The organism is Pseudomonas sp. 09C 129, from assembly GCF_002843625.1.
Taxonomy (GTDB): Bacteria; Pseudomonadota; Gammaproteobacteria; order Pseudomonadales; family Pseudomonadaceae; genus Aquipseudomonas; species Aquipseudomonas chlororaphis.
In genome coordinates this window covers 1,541,703-1,560,425 of the sequence record NZ_CP025261.1, presented here as the reverse complement: position 1 = coordinate 1,560,425, position 18,723 = coordinate 1,541,703, and the positions used below count along the sequence as shown (strand labels likewise).

The 18,723-nt window shown below is 60.9% G+C and carries 23 protein-coding genes; 10 read left to right on the top strand and 13 right to left on the bottom strand.

All coding sequences use genetic code 11. The annotated features are described in order from the left end of the window. Positions 1 to 52: 52 nt before the first annotated feature. The 3 genes from CXQ81_RS07125 to CXQ81_RS07110 all read right to left on the bottom strand — a co-directional run bounded on the left by CXQ81_RS07125 (position 53) and on the right by CXQ81_RS07110 (position 2,424). A complete protein-coding gene (locus tag CXQ81_RS07125) occupies positions 53 to 394 on the bottom strand; it encodes a four helix bundle protein (RefSeq protein WP_087091261.1) in 342 nt (113 codons plus the stop codon). Positions 395 to 498: 104 nt separating this feature from the next. Then, complete coding sequence (gene cysD / locus CXQ81_RS07120; protein ID WP_007929849.1) at positions 499 to 1,416, bottom strand: sulfate adenylyltransferase subunit CysD; 918 nt, start codon at positions 1,414 to 1,416, stop codon at positions 499 to 501. A 249-nt stretch (positions 1,417 to 1,665) separates the two neighbouring features. After that, positions 1,666 to 2,424: a Nif3-like dinuclear metal center hexameric protein gene (locus tag CXQ81_RS07110; RefSeq protein ID WP_009047010.1), complete on the bottom strand. Its 759-nt coding sequence runs from the start codon at positions 2,422 to 2,424 to the stop codon at positions 1,666 to 1,668. A 102-nt stretch (positions 2,425 to 2,526) separates the two neighbouring features. Here CXQ81_RS07110 and algW point away from each other — a divergent pair, with 102 nt between their 5' ends. Then, positions 2,527 to 3,681, top strand: coding sequence for a Do family serine endopeptidase AlgW (gene algW, locus CXQ81_RS07105; protein WP_025806436.1), 1,155 nt, complete (start codon positions 2,527 to 2,529; stop codon positions 3,679 to 3,681). Positions 3,682 to 3,734: 53 nt separating this feature from the next. On the opposite strand, the gene hisC is transcribed toward algW, so the two are convergent. The 10 genes from hisC to CXQ81_RS07055 form a co-directional block, all read right to left on the bottom strand. Then, entirely contained in the window at positions 3,735 to 4,787 is a 1,053-nt protein-coding gene (gene hisC, locus CXQ81_RS07100; RefSeq protein ID WP_101336852.1) for a histidinol-phosphate transaminase, read from the bottom strand. A gap of 2 nt (positions 4,788 to 4,789) precedes the next feature. After that, positions 4,790 to 6,118: a histidinol dehydrogenase gene (gene hisD / locus CXQ81_RS07095; protein WP_007929857.1), complete on the bottom strand. Its 1,329-nt coding sequence runs from the start codon at positions 6,116 to 6,118 to the stop codon at positions 4,790 to 4,792. A gap of 123 nt (positions 6,119 to 6,241) precedes the next feature. Further along, entirely contained in the window at positions 6,242 to 6,877 is a 636-nt protein-coding gene (hisG, locus tag CXQ81_RS07090; RefSeq protein WP_007929858.1) for an ATP phosphoribosyltransferase, read from the bottom strand. 127 nt (positions 6,878 to 7,004) lie between these two features. Beyond that, the gene (gene murA / locus CXQ81_RS07085; protein WP_007929859.1) at positions 7,005 to 8,270 is read right to left on the bottom strand and encodes a UDP-N-acetylglucosamine 1-carboxyvinyltransferase; all 1,266 of its coding nucleotides are present in this window, start codon (positions 8,268 to 8,270) and stop codon (positions 7,005 to 7,007) included. Positions 8,271 to 8,292: 22 nt separating this feature from the next. Continuing rightward, positions 8,293 to 8,544 carry a BolA family protein gene (locus CXQ81_RS07080; protein WP_007929860.1) on the bottom strand — a complete coding sequence of 84 codons (252 nt, stop codon included), beginning with the start codon at positions 8,542 to 8,544 and terminating at the stop codon, positions 8,293 to 8,295. A gap of 115 nt (positions 8,545 to 8,659) precedes the next feature. Beyond that, positions 8,660 to 8,965: a lipid asymmetry maintenance protein MlaB gene (locus CXQ81_RS07075; protein WP_101336851.1), complete on the bottom strand. Its 306-nt coding sequence runs from the start codon at positions 8,963 to 8,965 to the stop codon at positions 8,660 to 8,662. Further along, positions 8,962 to 9,615 carry a phospholipid-binding protein MlaC gene (locus CXQ81_RS07070; RefSeq protein WP_007929862.1) on the bottom strand — a complete coding sequence of 218 codons (654 nt, stop codon included), beginning with the start codon at positions 9,613 to 9,615 and terminating at the stop codon, positions 8,962 to 8,964. Before CXQ81_RS07070 ends, CXQ81_RS07075 begins: the two co-directional genes overlap by 4 nt. 10 nt (positions 9,616 to 9,625) lie before the next feature. Next, complete coding sequence (gene mlaD / locus CXQ81_RS07065; RefSeq protein ID WP_007929863.1) at positions 9,626 to 10,093, bottom strand: outer membrane lipid asymmetry maintenance protein MlaD; 468 nt, start codon at positions 10,091 to 10,093, stop codon at positions 9,626 to 9,628. Beyond that, complete coding sequence (gene mlaE / locus CXQ81_RS07060) at positions 10,093 to 10,890, bottom strand: lipid asymmetry maintenance ABC transporter permease subunit MlaE (protein ID WP_007929864.1); 798 nt, start codon at positions 10,888 to 10,890, stop codon at positions 10,093 to 10,095. The genes mlaD and mlaE overlap by 1 nt, the downstream gene beginning before the upstream one ends. Next, positions 10,890 to 11,699 (bottom strand): ATP-binding cassette domain-containing protein, encoded by an 810-nt coding sequence (locus CXQ81_RS07055; RefSeq protein ID WP_009042197.1) that lies wholly within the window; start codon positions 11,697 to 11,699, stop codon positions 10,890 to 10,892. The genes mlaE and CXQ81_RS07055 overlap by 1 nt, the downstream gene beginning before the upstream one ends. Before the next feature lie 275 nt (positions 11,700 to 11,974). Here CXQ81_RS07055 and CXQ81_RS07050 point away from each other — a divergent pair, with 275 nt between their 5' ends. From CXQ81_RS07050 to rapZ, 9 genes are all read left to right on the top strand, one after another. Continuing rightward, a complete protein-coding gene (locus CXQ81_RS07050; protein ID WP_007929866.1) occupies positions 11,975 to 12,949 on the top strand; it encodes a KpsF/GutQ family sugar-phosphate isomerase in 975 nt (324 codons plus the stop codon). Next, positions 12,949 to 13,473 (top strand): HAD family hydrolase, encoded by a 525-nt coding sequence (locus CXQ81_RS07045; RefSeq protein WP_007929867.1) that lies wholly within the window; start codon positions 12,949 to 12,951, stop codon positions 13,471 to 13,473. Before CXQ81_RS07050 ends, CXQ81_RS07045 begins: the two co-directional genes overlap by 1 nt. A gap of 8 nt (positions 13,474 to 13,481) precedes the next feature. After that, positions 13,482 to 14,054 carry an LPS export ABC transporter periplasmic protein LptC gene (lptC, locus tag CXQ81_RS07040; RefSeq protein WP_053259656.1) on the top strand — a complete coding sequence of 191 codons (573 nt, stop codon included), beginning with the start codon at positions 13,482 to 13,484 and terminating at the stop codon, positions 14,052 to 14,054. Then, positions 14,041 to 14,586: a lipopolysaccharide transport periplasmic protein LptA gene (lptA, locus tag CXQ81_RS07035; RefSeq protein ID WP_007929869.1), complete on the top strand. Its 546-nt coding sequence runs from the start codon at positions 14,041 to 14,043 to the stop codon at positions 14,584 to 14,586. The genes lptC and lptA overlap by 14 nt, the downstream gene beginning before the upstream one ends. Further along, positions 14,586 to 15,311 (top strand): LPS export ABC transporter ATP-binding protein, encoded by a 726-nt coding sequence (gene lptB / locus CXQ81_RS07030; protein WP_007929870.1) that lies wholly within the window; start codon positions 14,586 to 14,588, stop codon positions 15,309 to 15,311. Before lptA ends, lptB begins: the two co-directional genes overlap by 1 nt. A gap of 182 nt (positions 15,312 to 15,493) precedes the next feature. After that, entirely contained in the window at positions 15,494 to 16,987 is a 1,494-nt protein-coding gene (locus CXQ81_RS07025; RefSeq protein WP_009042194.1) for an RNA polymerase factor sigma-54, read from the top strand. A gap of 79 nt (positions 16,988 to 17,066) precedes the next feature. Continuing rightward, positions 17,067 to 17,372, top strand: coding sequence for a ribosome hibernation-promoting factor, HPF/YfiA family (gene hpf / locus CXQ81_RS07020; RefSeq protein WP_007929872.1), 306 nt, complete (start codon positions 17,067 to 17,069; stop codon positions 17,370 to 17,372). A gap of 12 nt (positions 17,373 to 17,384) precedes the next feature. Next, on the top strand, positions 17,385 to 17,849 hold the full coding sequence (ptsN, locus tag CXQ81_RS07015; protein ID WP_007929873.1) for a PTS IIA-like nitrogen regulatory protein PtsN: 465 nt from the start codon (positions 17,385 to 17,387) through the stop codon (positions 17,847 to 17,849). A gap of 2 nt (positions 17,850 to 17,851) precedes the next feature. After that, positions 17,852 to 18,709, top strand: a complete 858-nt coding sequence (gene rapZ / locus CXQ81_RS07010; protein WP_007929875.1) for an RNase adapter RapZ — start codon at positions 17,852 to 17,854, stop codon at positions 18,707 to 18,709. The last annotated feature ends 14 nt before the right edge of the window (positions 18,710 to 18,723 follow it).

Sequence of the window (18,723 nt, the reverse complement as noted above, 5' to 3'; positions counted from 1 at the left end):
GCATTCAAGCTCCAAGCTGTAAGCTTCAAGCGGCAAGCTTGTCGGCGTACAGCTAGTCAGAAATTTTGTTGATCAGGCCGCAGAGCATTTTTGAGAGCTCGCGAGTTTCTGTAATCCAGTTTTCAGCCAGTGGGTCGGCTATGTAAGCAATGTCACGACCAATGAGGATCTGGGTACGTAGCTCCCCGCAAGAAGCCTTCGCGATCCAAAGAAAGCGAACTTTTTCTTTAATGCTGTGACGTTCCATGCCTTCTGCGATATTGGAAGGCACCGAAAGTGCAGACCGGGTAATTTGATCCTTGAAACCAAAGTCTCCGCATCCTGCAAGCTCTCTATAAATCCCCACTGCTAAACATCTGCTTCTCTGCCAAACAACCAGTTTCTCGAAGTCCATTGCGAGTCACTCGATAGCGGCTCGCAACAACCGGCTGCAAGCACCAAACTGCAAAATTACGCATACCGCCTTTAACTTGCAGCTTGCCGCTTGTAACTCGAAGCTTAAAAGTACCCCTGACGTTTCTTGTCTTCCATGGAACCGGCGCCATCGTGATCGATGACCCGGCCCTGGCGCTCGGAAGTTCGCGTCAGGAGCATTTCCTGAATGATGTCCGTCAGGCTTTCGGCCTCGGACTCCACCGCGCCCGTCAACGGGTAGCAGCCAAGGGTACGGAAACGCACCTTCTTCTTGACGATGCGGGCCTTCTCCTCGTCGGAGAGGTGCTCGAGGATGCGCTCGTCGTCGATCATGATCAGGGTGCCGTTCTTCTCGATCACTTCGCGCTCGGCGGCGAAGTACAGCGGCACGATCGGGATGCCTTCCAGATAGATGTATTGCCAGATGTCCAGCTCGGTCCAGTTCGACAGCGGGAAGACGCGGATCGACTCGCCCTTGTTGACCTTGCCGTTGTAGACGTTCCACAGCTCGGGGCGCTGGTTCTTCGGGTCCCAGCGATGCTTGCTGTCGCGGAACGAGTACACGCGCTCCTTGGCGCGGGATTTCTCTTCGTCACGCCGGGCACCGCCGAACGCCGCATCGAAACCGTACTTGTCCAGCGCCTGCTTGAGGCCCTCGGTTTTCATGATGTCGGTGTGCTTGGCACTGCCGTGGGTGAAGGGGTTGATGCCCTGCGCAACGCCTTCCGGGTTGACGTGGGTGATCAGTTCCAGGCCCAGCTCTTCGACCATGCGATCGCGGAACTTGTACATCTCCTGGAATTTCCACTGGGTGTCGACGTGCATCACCGGAAACGGCAGCTTGCCCGGGAAGAACGCCTTGCGCGCCAGGTGCAGCATCACGGCGGAGTCTTTACCGATGGAGTACAGCATCACCGGGTTGTCGAACTCGGCGGCCACCTCGCGGATGATGTGGATGCTTTCCGCCTCCAGCTGTTTCAGATGCGTCAGTTTGTCGACCATGGCTACTCACGAAAGCTTTCTTATGGACGGCCTGCGGGCCGTGTTCGAGCGGGGCATGCTAGCACAGCGACCTCTTCTAATCAGGACGCCAGCTAGATCGAAACGGTATATGAATATACCCGCCTGTTTGCTGTGTTTACGCCTCTCTGTAGCCGCTGCCGCAGGCTGCGATCGACTGCGCAGCAGGCGTGCTCTTAAAGGCCCTGCGGGCGTTGGTGCAGCCTGCGGCAGCGGCTACAGGACAAGGCTTTATATAGGGTTCGGGCAGTCGATGAACAAGTGTTCGAGGGCGAAGCGGCGGGCCAGGTAATCCCCCAGCGCCTGCACGCCGTAACGCTCGGTGGCGTGATGGCCGGCGGCGATGAAACTGATGTCGTTTTCCCGGGCGCTGTGGAAGGTCTGCTCCGAGGCCTCACCGCTCAGGTACAGATCGACCCCGGCCAGCACCGCCTGATCGATGTAGCCCTGGCCACCGCCGGTGCACCAGCCGACACGCCGGATCATCTTGCTGCCTTCGACCACCAGCGGCTCGCGCCCCATCACCTCCTGGACCTTGCGCGCGAAGTCCCGCGCGGTCATGGGCTCGGCAAGGGAGCCGACCAGCCCGACGATCTTCAGGTTGTCCGGGTCCAGCGGACCTTCCACGGTGATATCCAGCTGCCGCGCCAGCTGCACGTTGTTGCCGACATCCGGGTGCAGGTCCAGCGGCAGGTGATAAGCCAGCAGGCTGATATCGTGCTTGAGCAGGGTTTTCAGCCGACGCTGCTTCATGCCGGTGATGCAGGGATTCTCGCCTTTCCAGAAATAGCCGTGATGCACCAGCACCAGATCGGCATTGGCCTCCACCGCGGCATCGAGCAACGCCTGGCTGGCCGTGACGCCGCTGACGATGCGCAGCACCTGTGGCCGGCCTTCGACCTGCAGGCCATTGGGGCAGTAATCGGCGATTCGCGAACTGCCCAGGTAGCGGTCCGCTTCCTCTACCAGAGTGCTCAGGGCAACGGCCATAAAAGACTCCTAAATATCCCGTTCAGAGGCGCGCGCGGCCTCGTATAATGCGCGACATTATGGGCCGTCCCGGGCGGCCTGCAACCTCTCAGGACTTGCTCAATGCTCAAGGCTCTGCGTTTTTTTGGCTGGCCACTGTTGGCCGGCGTGCTTATCGCGTTGCTGATAATTCAGCGCTACCCGCAATGGGTCGGCCTGCCCAGCCTGGACGTCAACCTGCAGCAAGCTCCACAAACCAAGGCGCTTCGACAAGGCCCGGTGTCCTATGCCGATGCCGTGGCGATCGCCGCGCCGGCGGTGGTCAACCTGTACACCACCAAGGTCATCAACAAACCGGCGCACCCGTTGTTCGAGGACCCGCAGTTCCGCCGCTTCTTCGGCGACAACCTGCCCAAGCAGCAGCGCATGGAATCGAGCCTGGGTTCCGGGGTGATCATGAGCCCCGAAGGTTATCTGCTGACCAACAACCACGTGACCTCCGGTGCCGAACAGATTGTGGTGGCGCTCAAGGATGGTCGTGAAACCCTGGCCCATGTGATCGGCAGCGATCCGGAAACCGACCTGGCGGTCCTCAAGATCGACCTGAAGAACCTGCCTTCGATCACCGTCGGGCGCTCCGACAGCATCCGCATCGGCGACGTGACCCTGGCCATCGGCAACCCGTTCGGGGTCGGCCAGACCGTGACCATGGGCATCATCAGCGCCACCGGGCGCAATCAGCTGGGCCTGAACAACTACGAAGACTTCATCCAGACCGACGCGGCGATCAACCCGGGCAACTCCGGCGGCGCGCTGGTGGATGCCAACGGCAACCTGACCGGGATCAACACGGCGATCTTCTCCAAGTCCGGCGGTTCCCAGGGCATTGGCTTCGCCATCCCGATCAAGCTGGCCATGGAGGTGATGAAGTCGATCATCGAGCACGGCCAGGTGATTCGTGGCTGGCTGGGTATCGAGGTGCAGCCGCTGACCCAGGAACTGGCCGAATCGTTCGGCTTGTCCGGGCGCCCGGGCATTGTGGTGGCGGGGATATTCCGCGACGGTCCGGCGCAAAAGGCCGGCATGCAGTTGGGTGACGTGATTCTCAGCATCGATGGCGAACCGGCCGGCGATGGCCGTCGCTCGATGAACCAGGTGGCGCGGATCAAACCCAGCGACAAGGTCAGCATCCAGGTAATGCGCAACGGCAAGGAGCTCAAGCTCACCGCCGAAATCGGCCTGCGCCCGCCACCGGCGCCGGTCAAGGAAAAAGAGTAAAGGCATCGCCAGCCAGCTCTCTCCTATTGGAGCGAGCTGGCTCGCGATAGGGCTTACAGCTCGCCCAGGCCGTCGATCAGGGCCTGGTTCTGCTCCGGCGTGCCGATACTGATCCGCAGGAACTGGGCAATCCGCTCCTGCTTGAAGTGCCGGACAATCACCCCCTGCTCCCGCAGCTTGGCCGCCAGGCCCGCCGCATCGTGTTGTGGATGACGGGCAAAGATGAAGTTGGCGGTCGACGGCAGCACCTCAAAGCCCTTGGCGCGCAACTGCGCCACCACCTGCTCGCGACTGTCGATCACCAGCTGACAGGTCTTGGCGAAGTACTCGCGATCGTCGAACGCCGCCGCGGCGCCAACGATCGCCAGGCGATCCAGCGGGTAGGAGTTGAAGCTGTTCTTGATCCGCTCCAGCGCTTCGATCAGGTCCGGGTGCCCCACCGCCAGGCCGACCCGCAGGCCAGCCAGCGAACGGGACTTGGACAGGGTCTGGGTCACCAGCAGGTTCGGATAGCGGTCCACCAGGCTGATGGCGGTTTCACCGCCGAAGTCGATGTACGCCTCGTCCACTACCACGACCGAATCCGGGCTGGCCTTGAGGATCTGCTCGACGGCCTCCAAGGCCAGCAGGCAACCGGTCGGCGCGTTCGGATTGGGGAAGATGATCCCGCCGTTGGGCCTGGCGTAATCGGCTGGGCGGATCTGGAACTGCTCATCCAGCGGCACCGTCTCGAAGTCGATGCCGTACAGGCCGCAATACACCGGATAGAAGCTGTAGCTGATGTCCGGGAACAGCAGCGGTCGGTCGTGCTGCAGCAAGCCGTGGAAGATGTGCGCCAGCACTTCGTCGGAACCGTTGCCGAGGAACACCTGGTTGCTCTGTACCCCGTAATAGCGGGCCACCGCCTGCTTGAGCAGGTCGCTGTTGGGGTCCGGGTACAGGCGCAGGTTGTCGTTCAGTTCGCCCTGCATCGCGGCCAGCGCCTTGGGCGACGGGCCGTAAGGGTTTTCGTTGGTGTTGAGCTTGACCAGTTTGGTCAGCTTCGGCTGTTCGCCCGGCACGTAGGGCACCAAGTCCTTGACGAACGGACTCCAGAATTTACTCATGCTTATTGCCCCTGTTCCTGGTCAGCGATGATCCGGTATTCCGCACTGCGGGCGTGGGCGCTCAGCGACTCGCCACGGGCCAGCACCGAGGCGGTCTTGCCCAGTTCGGAGGCGCCCTGCTCCGAGCAGAAAATGATCGACGAACGTTTCTGGAAGTCATACACCCCCAGCGGCGAGGAGAACCGCGCCGTGCCGGAAGTCGGCAACACGTGGTTCGGGCCCGCGCAGTAGTCGCCCAGGGCCTCGGAAGTGTGACGGCCCATGAAGATCGCGCCAGCGTGGCGGATCTGCGGCAACCAGGCCTGCGGATCGGCAACGGACAGCTCGAGGTGCTCCGGAGCGATGCGGTTGGCCACGTCAATGGCCTGCTGCATGTCGCGCACCTGGATCAGCGCGCCACGGCCGTTGATCGAGGTATTGATGATTTGCGCGCGCTCCATGGTCGGCAGCAGCTTGGCGATGCTGGCGGCGACCTGATCGAGGAACGCCGCGTCCGGGCTGACCAGGATCGCCTGGGCGTCTTCGTCGTGCTCGGCCTGGGAAAACAGGTCCATGGCGATCCAGTCCGGATCGGTCTGGCCGTCGCATACCACCAGGATCTCCGAAGGGCCGGCGATCATGTCGATGCCCACCTGGCCGAACACGTGACGCTTGGCGGTGGCCACATAGATGTTGCCCGGGCCGACCACCTTGTCCACCTGCGGCACGCTCTCGGTACCGTAGGCCAGGGCGGCAACGGCCTGGGCGCCACCGATGGTGAACACCCGGTCGACGCCGGCGATGCAGGCCGCGGCCAGCACCAGTTCATTGACCTCGCCACGCGGGGTCGGCACCACCATCACCACTTCGGTGACGCCCGCCACTTTGGCCGGGATGGCATTCATCAACACCGAGGAGGGATAAGACGCCTTGCCACCCGGCACATACAGGCCGGCGCGGTCCAGCGGCGTGACCTTCTGGCCCAGCACCGTACCGTCGGCCTCGGTGTAGCTCCAGGAGTCCTGTTTCTGTTTTTCGTGGTAGCTGCGCACCCGCGCCGCGGCTTTCTCCAGGGCTTCGCGCTGGGCCAGGGTGATCCGGGTCAGGGCCAGTTCCAGGCGCTCGCGCGGCAGGATCAGGTCGGCCATGGATGCCACTTGCAGGCCGTCGAAACGCTGGGTGAATTCCACCAGCGCCGCGTCGCCGCGCTCGCGCACCGCCTTGATGATGTCCAGCACCCGCTGATTGACCGAGTCGTCAGACACACTTTCCCAGCTCAGCAGATGATCCAGATGATGCGCGAAATCCGGGTCAGCAGCGTTGAGTCGGCGAATTGCAGTGGGAGCGGTCATAGCGAGGGCCTCATTGAATGGCTAATGCTCAGGCACCCTAAGCTACCAGTCCATTCGCGCGGGCACCTGAGAAAATTGGCTATGACACGGATAGACGGGCGCGGCTGGCGCCGCGCGAGTGAATCAACCGCGGTGTCGCGACTCCACTGCTTTGCGCAGGGTGTCGATCAGTGCCTGGATGCGGGCGTGCTGCATTTTCATGGAGGCCTTGTTGACCACCAGACGGGAACTGATCATGGAAATCAGCTCCTGGGGCTCCAGGCCGTTGGCCCGCAGGGTGTTGCCGGTGTCGACCACGTCGATGATCTTGTCCGCCAGGCCGATCAGCGGCGCCAGCTCCATCGAGCCGTACAGCTTGATGATGTCGACCTGGCGGCCCTGCTCGGCGTAGTAGCGCTTGGCAACGTTGACGAACTTGGTGGCGACGCGCAGGCGGCCCTTGGGCTCGACCGCGCCGATGGCACCGGCGGTCATCAGCTTGCACTGGGCGATCTGCAGGTCCAGCGGCTCGTACAGGCCCTGGCCGCCGTATTCCATCAGCACATCTTTGCCGGCAACACCGAGGTCGGCGGCACCATGTTCGACATAAGTCGGCACGTCGGTGGCGCGCACGATCAGCAAGCGCACGTCGGCCTGGGTCGTGGGGATGATCAGCTTGCGGCTCTTGTCCGGATTCTCGGTGGGCACGATGCCGGCTTCAGCCAGAAGCGGCAAGGTGTCATCAAGGATGCGGCCCTTGGACAGTGCGATGGTCAACATGGGAAACGTAAGTCCTTATCAGGATACTCATGCCCGGTCGCAAATGGCGCCAGACACGCATCGAGCCTGAACACAGGCTCGACTTGGAACCAAACCTTGGGGCACGTCCCTGTGCCCATCATGCAAACTAGCCCGGTACGCGGCGGATCTTGGCGCCGAGCATCTGCAGCTTCTCTTCGATGCACTCGTAACCACGGTCGATGTGGTAGATACGATCGATCAGGGTGTCGCCTTCGGCCATCAGGGCCGAGATCACCAGGCTGGCCGAAGCCCGCAGGTCGGTGGCCATGACAGGGGCGCCCTTGAGGATTTCGGTACCGGTGACGATGGCGGTGTTGCCTTCGACCTGGATCTTCGCGCCCATACGGTGCAGTTCGTAAACGTGCATGAAGCGGTTTTCGAAGATGGTCTCGATCACCGCGCCAGTGCCTTCGGCAATGGCGTTGAGGGAAATGAACTGGGCCTGCATGTCGGTCGGGAACGCCGGGTACGGCGCGGTACGCACGTTGACCGCCTTCGGACGCTTGCCGTGCATGTTCAGCTCGATCCAGTCCTCGCCGGTGGTGACTTCGGCGCCGGATTCCTTGAGTTTTTCCAGGACGGCCTCGAGGATGGTCGGATCGGTGTCCTTGACCTTCACGCGGCCACCGGTCACGGCAGCGGCGACCAGGTAGGTGCCGGTCTCGATACGGTCCGGCATGACCTTGTAGGTCGCCGAGTGCAGGCGCTCGACACCGTCGATGGTGATGGTGTCGGTACCGGCGCCGGAAACCTTGGCGCCCATGGCGTTGAGGAAGTTTGCCAGGTCGACCACTTCCGGTTCGCGGGCGGCGTTCTGTAGCACGCTGCGCCCCTTGGCCAGGGCCGCTGCCATCATGATGTTCTCGGTACCGGTCACACTCACGGTATCGAAGAAGAAGTGCGCGCCGCGCAGGCCGCCTTCAGGCGCCTTGGCCTTGATGTAGCCACCTTCGACGTCGATCACCGCGCCCATGGCTTCCAGGCCGCGGATGTGCAGGTCGACCGGACGCGAACCGATGGCGCAACCGCCAGGCAGCGCGACCTCGGCTTCGCCGAAACGGGCAACCATCGGGCCCAGCACCAGGATCGAGGCACGCATGGTCTTGACCAGCTCATACGGCGCGACCAGGGTCTTGATGGTGCGTGGGTCGATTTCGACGCTGAGTTTCTCGTCGATCACAGGCTCGATGCCCATGCGACCGAACAGCTCGATCATGGTGGTGATGTCGTGCAGGTGCGGCAGGTTGGCGACCGTGACCGGGCCATCGCACAGCAGGGTTGCAGCCAGAATCGGCAGGGCAGAGTTCTTTGCCCCGGAAATGCGGATTTCGCCATCAAGACGAACGCCGCCGGTAATAATCAATTTATCCATAAGAATCTCGACGCCCTTGGGCTCAGGTGCGCTCGGCCCAAGCCGCGCTGCTGAAAAATTTCATAGTGACCGCATGGATGCTGCCATCGGCGATCCACGGGTTCAAATGGGCATAGATGCTCTGCTGACGCTTGACCGGACTCAAGGCCACCAGTTCGTCACTGATCACGTTCAGCTGAAAGTTGCAGCCTTCGCCCTCAACTTCTACCTGAACGGATGAAAGAGTCTCGGACAGCTTTCCTTCAAGGAAGCTCTTCACTTCGTTGGCCTGCATGCTCAACCTCAATCGGCGCCCTGTGCGCGCGGGTCGGACATCATACAAAAAAGCCCCGCGCCTGCGAACCCCGCATAGCAGGACTCTGACGGGGGGCTTGCTTGTCGATGGGTTGCTAAGGCTGCGCCAGCAGCTCGGTCAAACCGGAAACCTCGGCGATTTCGCGCATGTCTTCAGGTAACGCACGGATGCTGACGGCCTTGCCGGCTGCCGCGGCATCGCGCATGAAGGCCAGCAGCAACGACAAGCCGACGCTGCTGGACTTCTCCACCGCAGAACAGTCGAGCACCAGCACCGCCGCGGTGCTGGAGGCGATCAGGGCCTGCCCCTGCTTGCGCAGGCCCGGGCCGGAACGATAGTCCAGCACACCGCTGATCAGCAGTTCGCCGGCTTCACCCAGACGGACGGCCGACTCACTCATTTCACAACCTTCTCTGGAGAGTTTTCGGTCGATTCCTTGGCCTTGGCCACTTCGCCAGCCCAGTTGTTGATGGTCTTGTCCAGGTCATTGCCGTTGCGCTGCATGGCATCGGCGAACTGATCGCGGAACAGCTTGCCGATATTGATGCCGTTGATGATCACGTTGCGCAGCTTCCACTCACCATTGATCTTCTCCAGCGTGTACGACACGGGATAGATCGCGCCATTGCTGCCCTTGACCGTCATGCCGACGCTGGTACGGTCACCCGACTCGTCCCTGGCAGGGTCAACGACGATGCCCTGGTTGTTGTACTCCAGCAAGGCGTTGCCGTAGAACTGGAACAGGCCCTTCTTGAAGTTCTCTTCAAAGGTGCGCATCTGTTCCGGCGTGGCTTTACGCGAGTACTTGACCGTCATGATGCTCTTGGAAATACCTTCGGCATCCACGACCGGACCCACGATGCTGTTCAGCGCCGTATAAAAGTCCTGCGGGTCCTGTTTGTACTTTTCTTTGTTGGCGGCCAGGTCGGCCAGCAGACGGTTGGTGGTGTCCTGTACCAGATCATGCGCGGAAGGCGCCGCCACGGCGTGAGCCATCAACGGCAACGCCGCCAGTAATACCAACAGGCTACGTCGCAAGGTAGAGATCATGAAAAAATCCTCATTTGGCGTCTTTGCTAACGGTATTGAGCAGGAATTTACCGATCAGGTCCTCAAGCACCAGTGAAGACTGGGTGTCGTGGATGGTCCCGCCATCCTTGAGCAACGTGTCTTCGCCGCCGACGCTGATACCAATGTATTTCTCGCCGAGCAACCCAGCGGTCAGGATAGATGCAGTGGAGTCGGTCGGCAGGTTATCTACGCGCTTTTCCAACTGCAGCGTGACCCGACCGGTGAAACTGTCGCGGTCCAGATCGATAGCCGTGACCTTGCCGATGGTCACACCGGCCATGGTCACTTTAGCTCTGACCGTCAAACCGGCGATATTGTCGAAATATGCGTAAAGTTTATAAGTATCGGTGCTCGAGGTCGGGGACAAGCCACTGACCCGCAAGGCAAGCAACAACAAAGCCAGGATGCCAGCCAGCAGGAATAGGCCGACACCGATTTCCAGGGTGCGGTTTTGCATCAGAAATCTCCAAACATCAAGGCGGTCAGAATAAAGTCCAGGCCGAGTACGGCCAACGAGGCGTACACAACGGTCTTGGTAGTGGCACGACTGATCCCCTCTGAAGTGGGCTCGCAGTCATAGCCTTGGAATACGGCGATCCAGGTCACGACAAAGGCGAAAACGATGCTCTTGATGATGCCATTGAGCACGTCATCGCTGAACGTCACGCTGTTTTGCATGTTCGACCAGTAGGAACCTTCATAGACTCCCAGCCAGTCGACGGCCACCCACGAACCGCCCCAGATGCCCACCACGCTGAAAATGATCGCCAGCAACGGCAGGGAAATGAAACCGGCCCACAACCGTGGCGCGATAATGTATTTGAGCGGGTCGACACCGATCATCTCCAGGCTGGAGAGCTGCTCGGTGGCTTTCATGTTGCCGATTTCCGCGGTCAGCGCCGAACCGGCCCGGCCGGCGAAGAGCAATGCCGTGACCACCGGCCCCAACTCACGCAACAAGGTCAGGGCCACCATCTGCCCCACCGCTTGCTCCGAACCGTAGCTGGACAGGATATTGAAGCCCTGCAGCGCCAGTACCATGCCGATGAATATCCCGGAGACCACGATGATCACCAGGGACATCACGCCCACCGAATGCAACTGCTTGACCAGCAGGCCGAAGCCGCCGCCGATACTGCCGCGGCCGAACAACACATGAAACAGCATCAGGCTCGAACGCCCGAGCACCGCGAGAACGTCGATGCCCGAGTGGCCGAACAGACGAATTCGCTCCAATAAAGATACTTTGCGCATCAGCGCTTCCCCAGAAGATCTGCGCGGTAGTCCGGCGCTGGAAAGTGAAAGGGTACCGGACCGTCGGGGTCGCCTTTCATGAACTGGCGGATCCGCGGGTTATCGGAATCCATCAGCTCGTCGGGCGTGCCCTGCCCCAGCACCTGGCCATCGCCCACCACATAGATGTAGTCGGCGATGCTCGCGGTTTCCGCCAGGTCATGGGAAACCACGATGCTGGTAATACCCAGCGCGTCGTTGAGCAGACGGATCAGACGCACCAGCACGCCCATGGCAATGGGGTCCTGGCCTACGAACGGCTCGTCGTACATTAGGATCTGCGGGTCCAGGGCGATGGCCCGGGCCAGGGCCACGCGACGTTTCATGCCACCGGACAGCTCGTCGGGCATCAAGTCGATGGCACCGCGCAACCCGACCGCCTGCAACTTGAGCAGGACAATATCGCGGATCATTTCATCCGGCAGCTGGGTATGAACGCGCAGCGGAAAGGCGACGTTCTCGAACACATCGAGATCGGTGAACAGCGCGCCGCTCTGGAACAGCACGCCCATCTGCTTGCGGGCGTCGAACAGATCGCCGCGCGACAATTTGGGCAGGTTCTGGCCATTGACCCAGACTTCACCGCTGCTGGGGCGCAATTGCGCGCCCATCAACCGCAGGAGCGTGGTCTTGCCGCAACCGGAAGGCCCCATGATGCCGGTGACCTTGCCCCGCGGAATACGGATATCGACATTATTGAAGATGCTGCGCGCACCGCGCTTGAAGGACAGTCCCTTCAGCTCGACCGCGTAGGCGTTATCGGCACTCATCTAAACTCCTTGCGATGCAGCCTCTCACTCGGACGCTTGGCTCCCTGCCGGGAGTACATGCACCCAGGGCAGGCCGAACTGGCGGCGAACTATATCACTGCTGATACGGAGCCCCCAAGGCCGAAGCCATCCGCGTTCAGGATCACGACAGCCTAAAACAGGCTTTACAGGACAATTCCTGCCTATAGAAGGACAAAGGCTGACGAACTTGCGTGAGGGAATCGATCATTACCGCTATAATCGCCGCCTTTTCATCAGGCTATACGATTTCTGACATGAGCCAATCCAGCGACCTGATTCAATCGGCACAACGCACCATCCGCCTCGAGATAGAAGCCGTACAAGGCTTGCTGCCACATATCGACGCAGATTTCGTACGCGCTTGCGAGATGATTCTGGCCAGCAAAGGCCGCGTAGTAGTGGTCGGCATGGGCAAGTCCGGGCACATCGGCAACAAGATCGCCGCCACCCTGGCCAGCACCGGCACCACCGCGTTTTTTGTCCATCCGGCCGAAGCCAGCCATGGCGACATGGGCATGATTACCCGGGACGATGTGATCCTGGCCCTGTCCAACTCCGGCTCGACCAATGAAATCGTGACCCTGTTGCCGCTGATCAAGCGCCTGGGCATCCAGTTGATCAGCATCACCGGCAACCCTGATTCGCCACTGGCCAAGGCCGCCGAGGTCAACCTCAACGTCCAGGTCGAGCAAGAGGCCTGCCCGCTGAACCTGGCTCCGACCTCCTCGACCACCGCCGCCCTGGTCATGGGCGATGCCCTGGCCGTGGCGCTGCTGGAAGCCCGCGGCTTTACCGCCGAAGACTTCGCCTTTTCCCATCCGGGCGGCGCGCTGGGCCGGCGCCTGCTGCTGAAAGTCGAGAACGTCATGCATGCCGGCGAGCAACTGCCGCAGGTCCAGCGTGGCACGCTGCTCAAGGACGCCTTGATGGAAATGACCCGCAAGGGCCTGGGCATGACCGTCATTGTCGAGGCCGACGGGCGTCTGGCGGGGGTCTTCACCGACGGCGACCTGCGCCGCACCCTGGACCGCACCATCGACATCCACCACACCACCATCGATGAAGTCATGACCGTTCACGGCAAGACCGCCCGCGCCGAAATGCTCGCGGCCGAAGCCCTGAAGATCATGGAGGACAATCGAATCAACGCACTGGTCGTGGTGGACAAGGACGATCGCCCGATCGGCGCCTTCAACCTGTCCGACCTGCTGCGCGCGGGAGTCATGTAATGAGCACGGATCTGCTGCAACGCGGCAAGAACATCAAGCTGGCGGTATTCGACGTCGACGGTGTACTGACCGACGGTCGCCTGTACTTCCTCGAAGACGGCAGCGAATTCAAGACCTTCAACACCCTCGACGGCCAGGGCATCAAGATGCTGATGGCCACGGGCGTGCAGACGGCGATCATCAGCGGCCGCAAGACGCCGGTGGTCGAGCGTCGGGCGAAAAACCTGGGGATCCCCCACCTGTTTCAGGGTCGCGAGGACAAACTGGTGGTGCTGGACGGGCTTCTTGCCCAACTGGGCCTAAGCTATGAGCAGGTCGCCTACCTGGGCGACGACTTGCCCGACCTGCCAGTGATCCGCCGGGTCGGCCTGGGCATGGCCGTCGCCAATGCCGCCAGTTTTGTCCGTGAACACGCCCATGGCGTCACCCAGGCCCGTGGCGGCGAAGGCGCCGCCCGCGAGTTCTGCGAGTTGATCCTGCGCGCCCAAGGCAGCCTTGAAGCGGCCCACGCCGCCTACTTATAGAGCCTCCCATGCTGAGCAAAAAGATTCGCAACATACTGATCTTCGGCATCATCACCGTGCTGTTCCTGGCGGTGGGGTACTGGAACATCAGCCCGGAACGTTTCCTCGACAAGCCGGTCGCGCAGGTCGACGAAAGCGCCATCGACTACTACGCCATCAACGCCCGTAGCGTGCAGTACCTGCCCGACGGCAAGCTGCAGTACGAAATGACTTCCGACAAGGTCGAGCACCTCAAGGCCACCGAGGTGACCCTGCTGACCAAGCCGGATCTGCAGATGTATCGCGGCACCACCTTCCCTTGGCATGTCCAGAGCGAGCGCGGCGAAGTCAACCCGGACGGCACCGAGGTCGAGTTGATCGATTCGGTACGGGTTTCGCGCACCGACGAGAAAAATCGCAACCTGCTGATCACCACGACCCGCATGACAGTATTCCCGCAGAAGCAATATGCGCAGACCGATCAAGACGTTAGAATCGACGGCGCCGGCGGCGTGACGACTGGCAAGGGAATGAAAGCGTATTTGAAAGACGGCAGGATGAACCTGCTATCGAACGTAAGAGGACAGTATGAGGCTCGTTAAAACCCTCCCTATTTTGCTCGGTCTGGGCGCAGCACTGGGAAGCGTGAGCGCCTGGGCTCTGCCGAACGATAGCCAGCAACCGATCCGCATCCAGGCCGACGACGCTCAACTGGACGACAAGAATGGCGTAGCCACCTACAGAGGCGACGTGATCATCACCCAGGGCTCGATGAAGGTCACCGGCAATACCGTGACCATCACCCGCACCCAGACCGGTGATATCGACGTGGTGACCTCGGTGGGCAACCTGGCCTACTTCGAGCAGATTCAAACCCAGGGCGACACCAAGCCGGTCCAGGGCTACGGTGTGACCATCCAGTACCACGCCGCGCAGAACCGCGTCGTACTGATCGACCGCGCCAAAGTCGTCGACAAGGACGGCAACATCACCCAGGGCGAGAAAATCGTCTACGACACCAACAAGAAGCTGGCCAGCGCCGGTCGCGCCACCGGCAGCAAGGTCACCGAGTCGCGCCCACGGATCGACATGGTCATCCAGCCGAAAAAGAAAACTGACGAAAAGGCCCAGTAATGGCAACTCTGAAAGCTCAGCACCTGGCCAAGAGCTACAAGAGCCGCCAGGTCGTGCGTGACGTCAGCCTGTCCATCGACAGCGGCCAGATCGTCGGCCTGCTCGGCCCTAACGGCGCCGGCAAGACCACCTGCTTCTACATGATCGTCGGCCTGGTCCAGGCCGATCAGGGTCGCATCCTGATCGACGACCTGGATGTCAGCCACCAGCCGATGCACGGCCGCGCCCGTGCCGGGATCGGCTACCTGCCGCAGGAAGCCTCGATCTTCCGCAAGCTTTCGGTGGCCGACAACATCATGGCCATCCTCGAGACCCGCAAGGAGCTCGACAAGGCCGGCCGTCGCCAGGAGCTGGAAAGCCTGCTGCAGGAGTTCCACATCAACCACATTCGCGACAACCTGGGCATGAGCCTTTCCGGTGGTGAACGTCGCCGCGTGGAAATCGCTCGCGCCCTGGCCACCGCCCCCAAGTTCATCCTGCTCGACGAACCTTTCGCCGGCGTGGACCCGATCTCGGTAGGCGACATCAAGCAGATCATTCATCACCTGAAGGCCAAGGGTATCGGCGTGCTCATCACCGACCACAACGTCCGTGAAACCCTGGATATCTGCGAAACCGCCTACATCGTCAACGACGGTCAACTGATCGCCGAAGGCGACGCCGAAACCATCCTCGCCAACGAGCTGGTCAAGGAAGTTTACCTGGGCCATGAGTTCCGCCTGTAAGCCCTGAGGTGTTTGGCTGGTCGCCAGAGCGCCCGCCCCAATAAAACCCTGCTGTTTTTATTGTTACAGCGCTCTAGGCAAACACTTCAGTTTCAGGCATATAATTTGCTTATGTTTGGCGCTCACGCGCCCTGTAGTGGATGGCGCATGTGCGCCGGCGAATAAGGTGTTAAGCCCCTGCCATGAAACCATCGCTAGTCCTCAGAATGGGCCAGCAGCTGACGATGACACCGCAGCTGCAACAGGCCATCCGCCTGCTCCAATTGTCGACCCTGGACCTGCAACAGGAAATCCAGGAGGCCCTGGAGTCCAACCCGATGCTCGAGCGCCAGGAAGAAGGCGACGACTTCGATAACACCGATCCGCTGGCCGACAACGCCGAGCAGAAACCCAATACCGATATCCAGGAACCCTCCTACCAGGAAACCGCCCCGACGGTGGACAACCTCGAGGACGGCGAATGGAACGAACGCATTCCCAACGACCTGCCGGTCGACACCGCCTGGGAAGACGTCTACCAGACCAGCGCCAGCAGCCTGCCCAGCAACGATGACGACGAGTGGGATTTCACCACCCGCACCTCGGCCGGCGAAAGCCTGCAGAGCCATCTGCTCTGGCAGTTGAACCTGGCGCCCATGTCCGACACCGATCGCCTGATCGCCGTGACCCTGATCGACTGCATCAACAATCAGGGCTATCTGGACGAAACCCTCGAGGAAATCCTCGAAGCCTTCGATCCGGAACTGGACATCGAACTCGACGAAATCGAGGCTGTCCTGCATCGTATCCAGCAATTCGAGCCCGCCGGCATCGGCGCCCGCAACCTGGGCGAATGCCTGCTGCTGCAACTGCGCCAGCTGCCTGCCAAGACCCCTTGGCTGACTGAAGCCAAGCGCCTGGTCAGCGACTTCATCGACCTGCTCGGCAGCCGCGACTACAGCCAGCTGATGCGGCGCATGAAGCTCAAGGAAGACGAGCTGCGCCAAGTCATCGAACTGGTACAGAGCCTCAACCCACGGCCGGGCTCGCAAATCGAATCCACCGAAGCCGAATACGTGGTCCCCGACGTCATAGTGCGCAAGGACAACGAACGCTGGCTGGTGGAGCTGAACCAGGAGTCCGTGCCGCGCCTGCGCGTCAACCCACAGTACGCAGGCTTCGTGCGGCGCGCCGACACCAGCGCCGACAACACCTTCATGCGTAACCAGTTACAGGAAGCCCGCTGGTTCATCAAGAGCCTGCAGAGCCGTAACGAAACCCTGATGAAAGTCGCCACCCAGATCGTCGAGCATCAGCGCGGCTTCCTCGAGTACGGCGATGAGGCGATGAAACCGTTGGTCCTGCATGACATCGCCGAAGCAGTCGGCATGCACGAGTCGACGATTTCACGGGTGACCACGCAAAAATTCATGCATACCCCACGGGGCATTTATGAACTGAAATACTTTTTCTCCAGCCACGTAAGTACCTCCGAAGGCGGTGAATGCTCGTCCACGGCGATCCGCGCGATCATCAAAAAACTGGTCGCCGCGGAAAATCAGAAAAAGCCGTTGAGTGACAGCAAGATCGCTGGTTTACTGGAGGCACAAGGCATTCAGGTAGCCCGTCGTACCGTCGCCAAGTACCGTGAATCCCTGGGGATCGCGCCTTCCAGCGAACGGAAGCGGTTGATGTAGCCGCCGGGCTCGCCACAGCGTTCCAGTGGCAGGTCAATCGACCTGCCGCTTTATGCACTGGCAACGAAGGAGAAGCTGTATGCAAGTCAACATCAGTGGACACCAACTGGAAGTGACCGAACCTCTGCGCGCTTACATCGGCGAAAAACTCGACCGACTTGAGCGGCACTTTGACAAGATTACCAATGTGCAGGTAACGCTGGCCGTCGAAAAACTGAAGCAGAAAATCGAGGCCACGCTGCACATCCATGGTGGGGAAGTCGTCGCCAATGCAGAGCATGACGACATGTATGCCGCAATCGACTTGCTCACGGACAAGCTTGACCGCCAACTGAAAAAGCATAAGGAAAAGCAACTCCACCTTCTCCAAGGCACGGGTCGCTAACACTCCCCTCCCATGATCCGACTTGAAAGCATCCTGACCCCCGGCCGTTCCCTGGTGAACGTGCCGGGCGGCAGTAAAAAACGCGCCCTCGAACAAATTGCCAACCTGATCAGCCGCGAAGTGCCTGATCTGGAGATGCAAGATGTCTTCGAAAGCCTGATTGCCCGTGAAAAACTGGGCTCTACCGGTTTTGGCAACGGCATCGCCATTCCACACTGCCGCCTCAAAGGCTGTGAGTCGCCCATCAGTGCCCTGATGCACCTGGACGCTCCCATCGATTTCGACGCCATCGACGGCGCACCGGTCGACCTGCTGTTCGTACTGCTGGTCCCGGAAGCCGCCACCGATGCGCACCTGGAACTGCTCCGGCAGATTGCCAGCATGCTGGACCGCAAAGAAGTGCGCGACAAACTGCGCAGCGCCACCAGCAACGAAGCCTTGTACAAGGTTGTCCTGGACGAACAGAACGGTCAGTAATCATGCGCTTGATCATCGTCAGCGGCCGGTCCGGCTCAGGTAAAAGCACCGCCCTCGATGTACTCGAGGACAATGGCTATTACTGCATCGACAACCTGCCAGCCGGGCTGTTGCCCGAGCTGGCCGAACGGGCGTTGATCCACACCGAACTGACACAGCCCCTGGTCGCCGTGTCGATCGACGCCCGCAACCTGCCCAGCCACCTGTCGCGCTTCCCCGAACTGCTCGAGGAAGTCCGCAGCCGGCATATCCAGTGCGATGTGCTGTACCTGGACGCTGACGAAGAAACCCTGCTCAAGCGCTTTTCCGAAACCCGCCGCCGTCATCCCTTGAGCAGCAACAATCGCTCGCTGGCCGAGGCGATCCAGGACGAAAGCCACCTGCTGGGACCGATCGCCGACCTGGCCGATCTCAAGGTCAACACCACCAACCTGAACCTGTATCAACTGCGCGATACCATCAAGTTGCGCCTGTTGAACCAGCCGGAGCCGGGCACCGCCTTTCTGGTGGAGTCTTTCGGATTCAAGCGTGGCATGCCGGTCGATGCCGACCTGGTGTTCGATGTGCGCTGCCTGCCCAACCCGTACTGGAAACCCGAGTTGCGTGCCCAGTCCGGGCTCGACCAGCCGGTTGCCGAATACCTGGCCGCCCAGCCGGACGTCGAGGAAATGTTCCAGGACATCTCCAGCTACCTGCTGAAATGGTTGCCCCGTTTCGCCGCCAGCAACCGCGCCTACGTCACTATTGCCATTGGCTGCACGGGCGGCCACCATCGTTCGGTCTACTTGACCGAACGCTTGGGCCAAGTCCTGCAAAAGTCCCTGAAGAATGTCCAGGTTCGCCACCGCGACCTTAGCTGAAAGGATCTACCCCG

Coding starts and splice junctions, on each gene's coding strand:
- lptB (WP_007929870.1), top strand. CDS start 14,586: ATGGCAACTCTGAAAGCTCAGCACCTGGCCAAGAGCTACAAGAGCCGC.
- CXQ81_RS07055 (WP_009042197.1), bottom strand. CDS start 11,699: ATGAGTGCCGATAACGCCTACGCGGTCGAGCTGAAGGGACTGTCCTTC.
- lptA (WP_007929869.1), top strand. CDS start 14,041: ATGAGGCTCGTTAAAACCCTCCCTATTTTGCTCGGTCTGGGCGCAGCA.
- ptsN (WP_007929873.1), top strand. CDS start 17,385: ATGATCCGACTTGAAAGCATCCTGACCCCCGGCCGTTCCCTGGTGAAC.
- murA (WP_007929859.1), bottom strand. CDS start 8,270: ATGGATAAATTGATTATTACCGGCGGCGTTCGTCTTGATGGCGAAATC.
- hisG (WP_007929858.1), bottom strand. CDS start 6,877: ATGTTGACCATCGCACTGTCCAAGGGCCGCATCCTTGATGACACCTTG.
- algW (WP_025806436.1), top strand. CDS start 2,527: ATGCTCAAGGCTCTGCGTTTTTTTGGCTGGCCACTGTTGGCCGGCGTG.
- lptC (WP_053259656.1), top strand. CDS start 13,482: ATGCTGAGCAAAAAGATTCGCAACATACTGATCTTCGGCATCATCACC.
- CXQ81_RS07125 (WP_087091261.1), bottom strand. CDS start 394: ATGGACTTCGAGAAACTGGTTGTTTGGCAGAGAAGCAGATGTTTAGCA.
- CXQ81_RS07110 (WP_009047010.1), bottom strand. CDS start 2,424: ATGGCCGTTGCCCTGAGCACTCTGGTAGAGGAAGCGGACCGCTACCTG.
- hisC (WP_101336852.1), bottom strand. CDS start 4,787: ATGAGTAAATTCTGGAGTCCGTTCGTCAAGGACTTGGTGCCCTACGTG.
- mlaD (WP_007929863.1), bottom strand. CDS start 10,093: ATGCAAAACCGCACCCTGGAAATCGGTGTCGGCCTATTCCTGCTGGCT.
- CXQ81_RS07045 (WP_007929867.1), top strand. CDS start 12,949: ATGAGCACGGATCTGCTGCAACGCGGCAAGAACATCAAGCTGGCGGTA.
- CXQ81_RS07075 (WP_101336851.1), bottom strand. CDS start 8,965: ATGAGTGAGTCGGCCGTCCGTCTGGGTGAAGCCGGCGAACTGCTGATC.
- CXQ81_RS07080 (WP_007929860.1), bottom strand. CDS start 8,544: ATGCAGGCCAACGAAGTGAAGAGCTTCCTTGAAGGAAAGCTGTCCGAG.
- hisD (WP_007929857.1), bottom strand. CDS start 6,118: ATGACCGCTCCCACTGCAATTCGCCGACTCAACGCTGCTGACCCGGAT.
- cysD (WP_007929849.1), bottom strand. CDS start 1,416: ATGGTCGACAAACTGACGCATCTGAAACAGCTGGAGGCGGAAAGCATC.
- CXQ81_RS07025 (WP_009042194.1), top strand. CDS start 15,494: ATGAAACCATCGCTAGTCCTCAGAATGGGCCAGCAGCTGACGATGACA.
- hpf (WP_007929872.1), top strand. CDS start 17,067: ATGCAAGTCAACATCAGTGGACACCAACTGGAAGTGACCGAACCTCTG.
- CXQ81_RS07050 (WP_007929866.1), top strand. CDS start 11,975: ATGAGCCAATCCAGCGACCTGATTCAATCGGCACAACGCACCATCCGC.
- rapZ (WP_007929875.1), top strand. CDS start 17,852: ATGCGCTTGATCATCGTCAGCGGCCGGTCCGGCTCAGGTAAAAGCACC.
- CXQ81_RS07070 (WP_007929862.1), bottom strand. CDS start 9,615: ATGATCTCTACCTTGCGACGTAGCCTGTTGGTATTACTGGCGGCGTTG.
- mlaE (WP_007929864.1), bottom strand. CDS start 10,890: ATGCGCAAAGTATCTTTATTGGAGCGAATTCGTCTGTTCGGCCACTCG.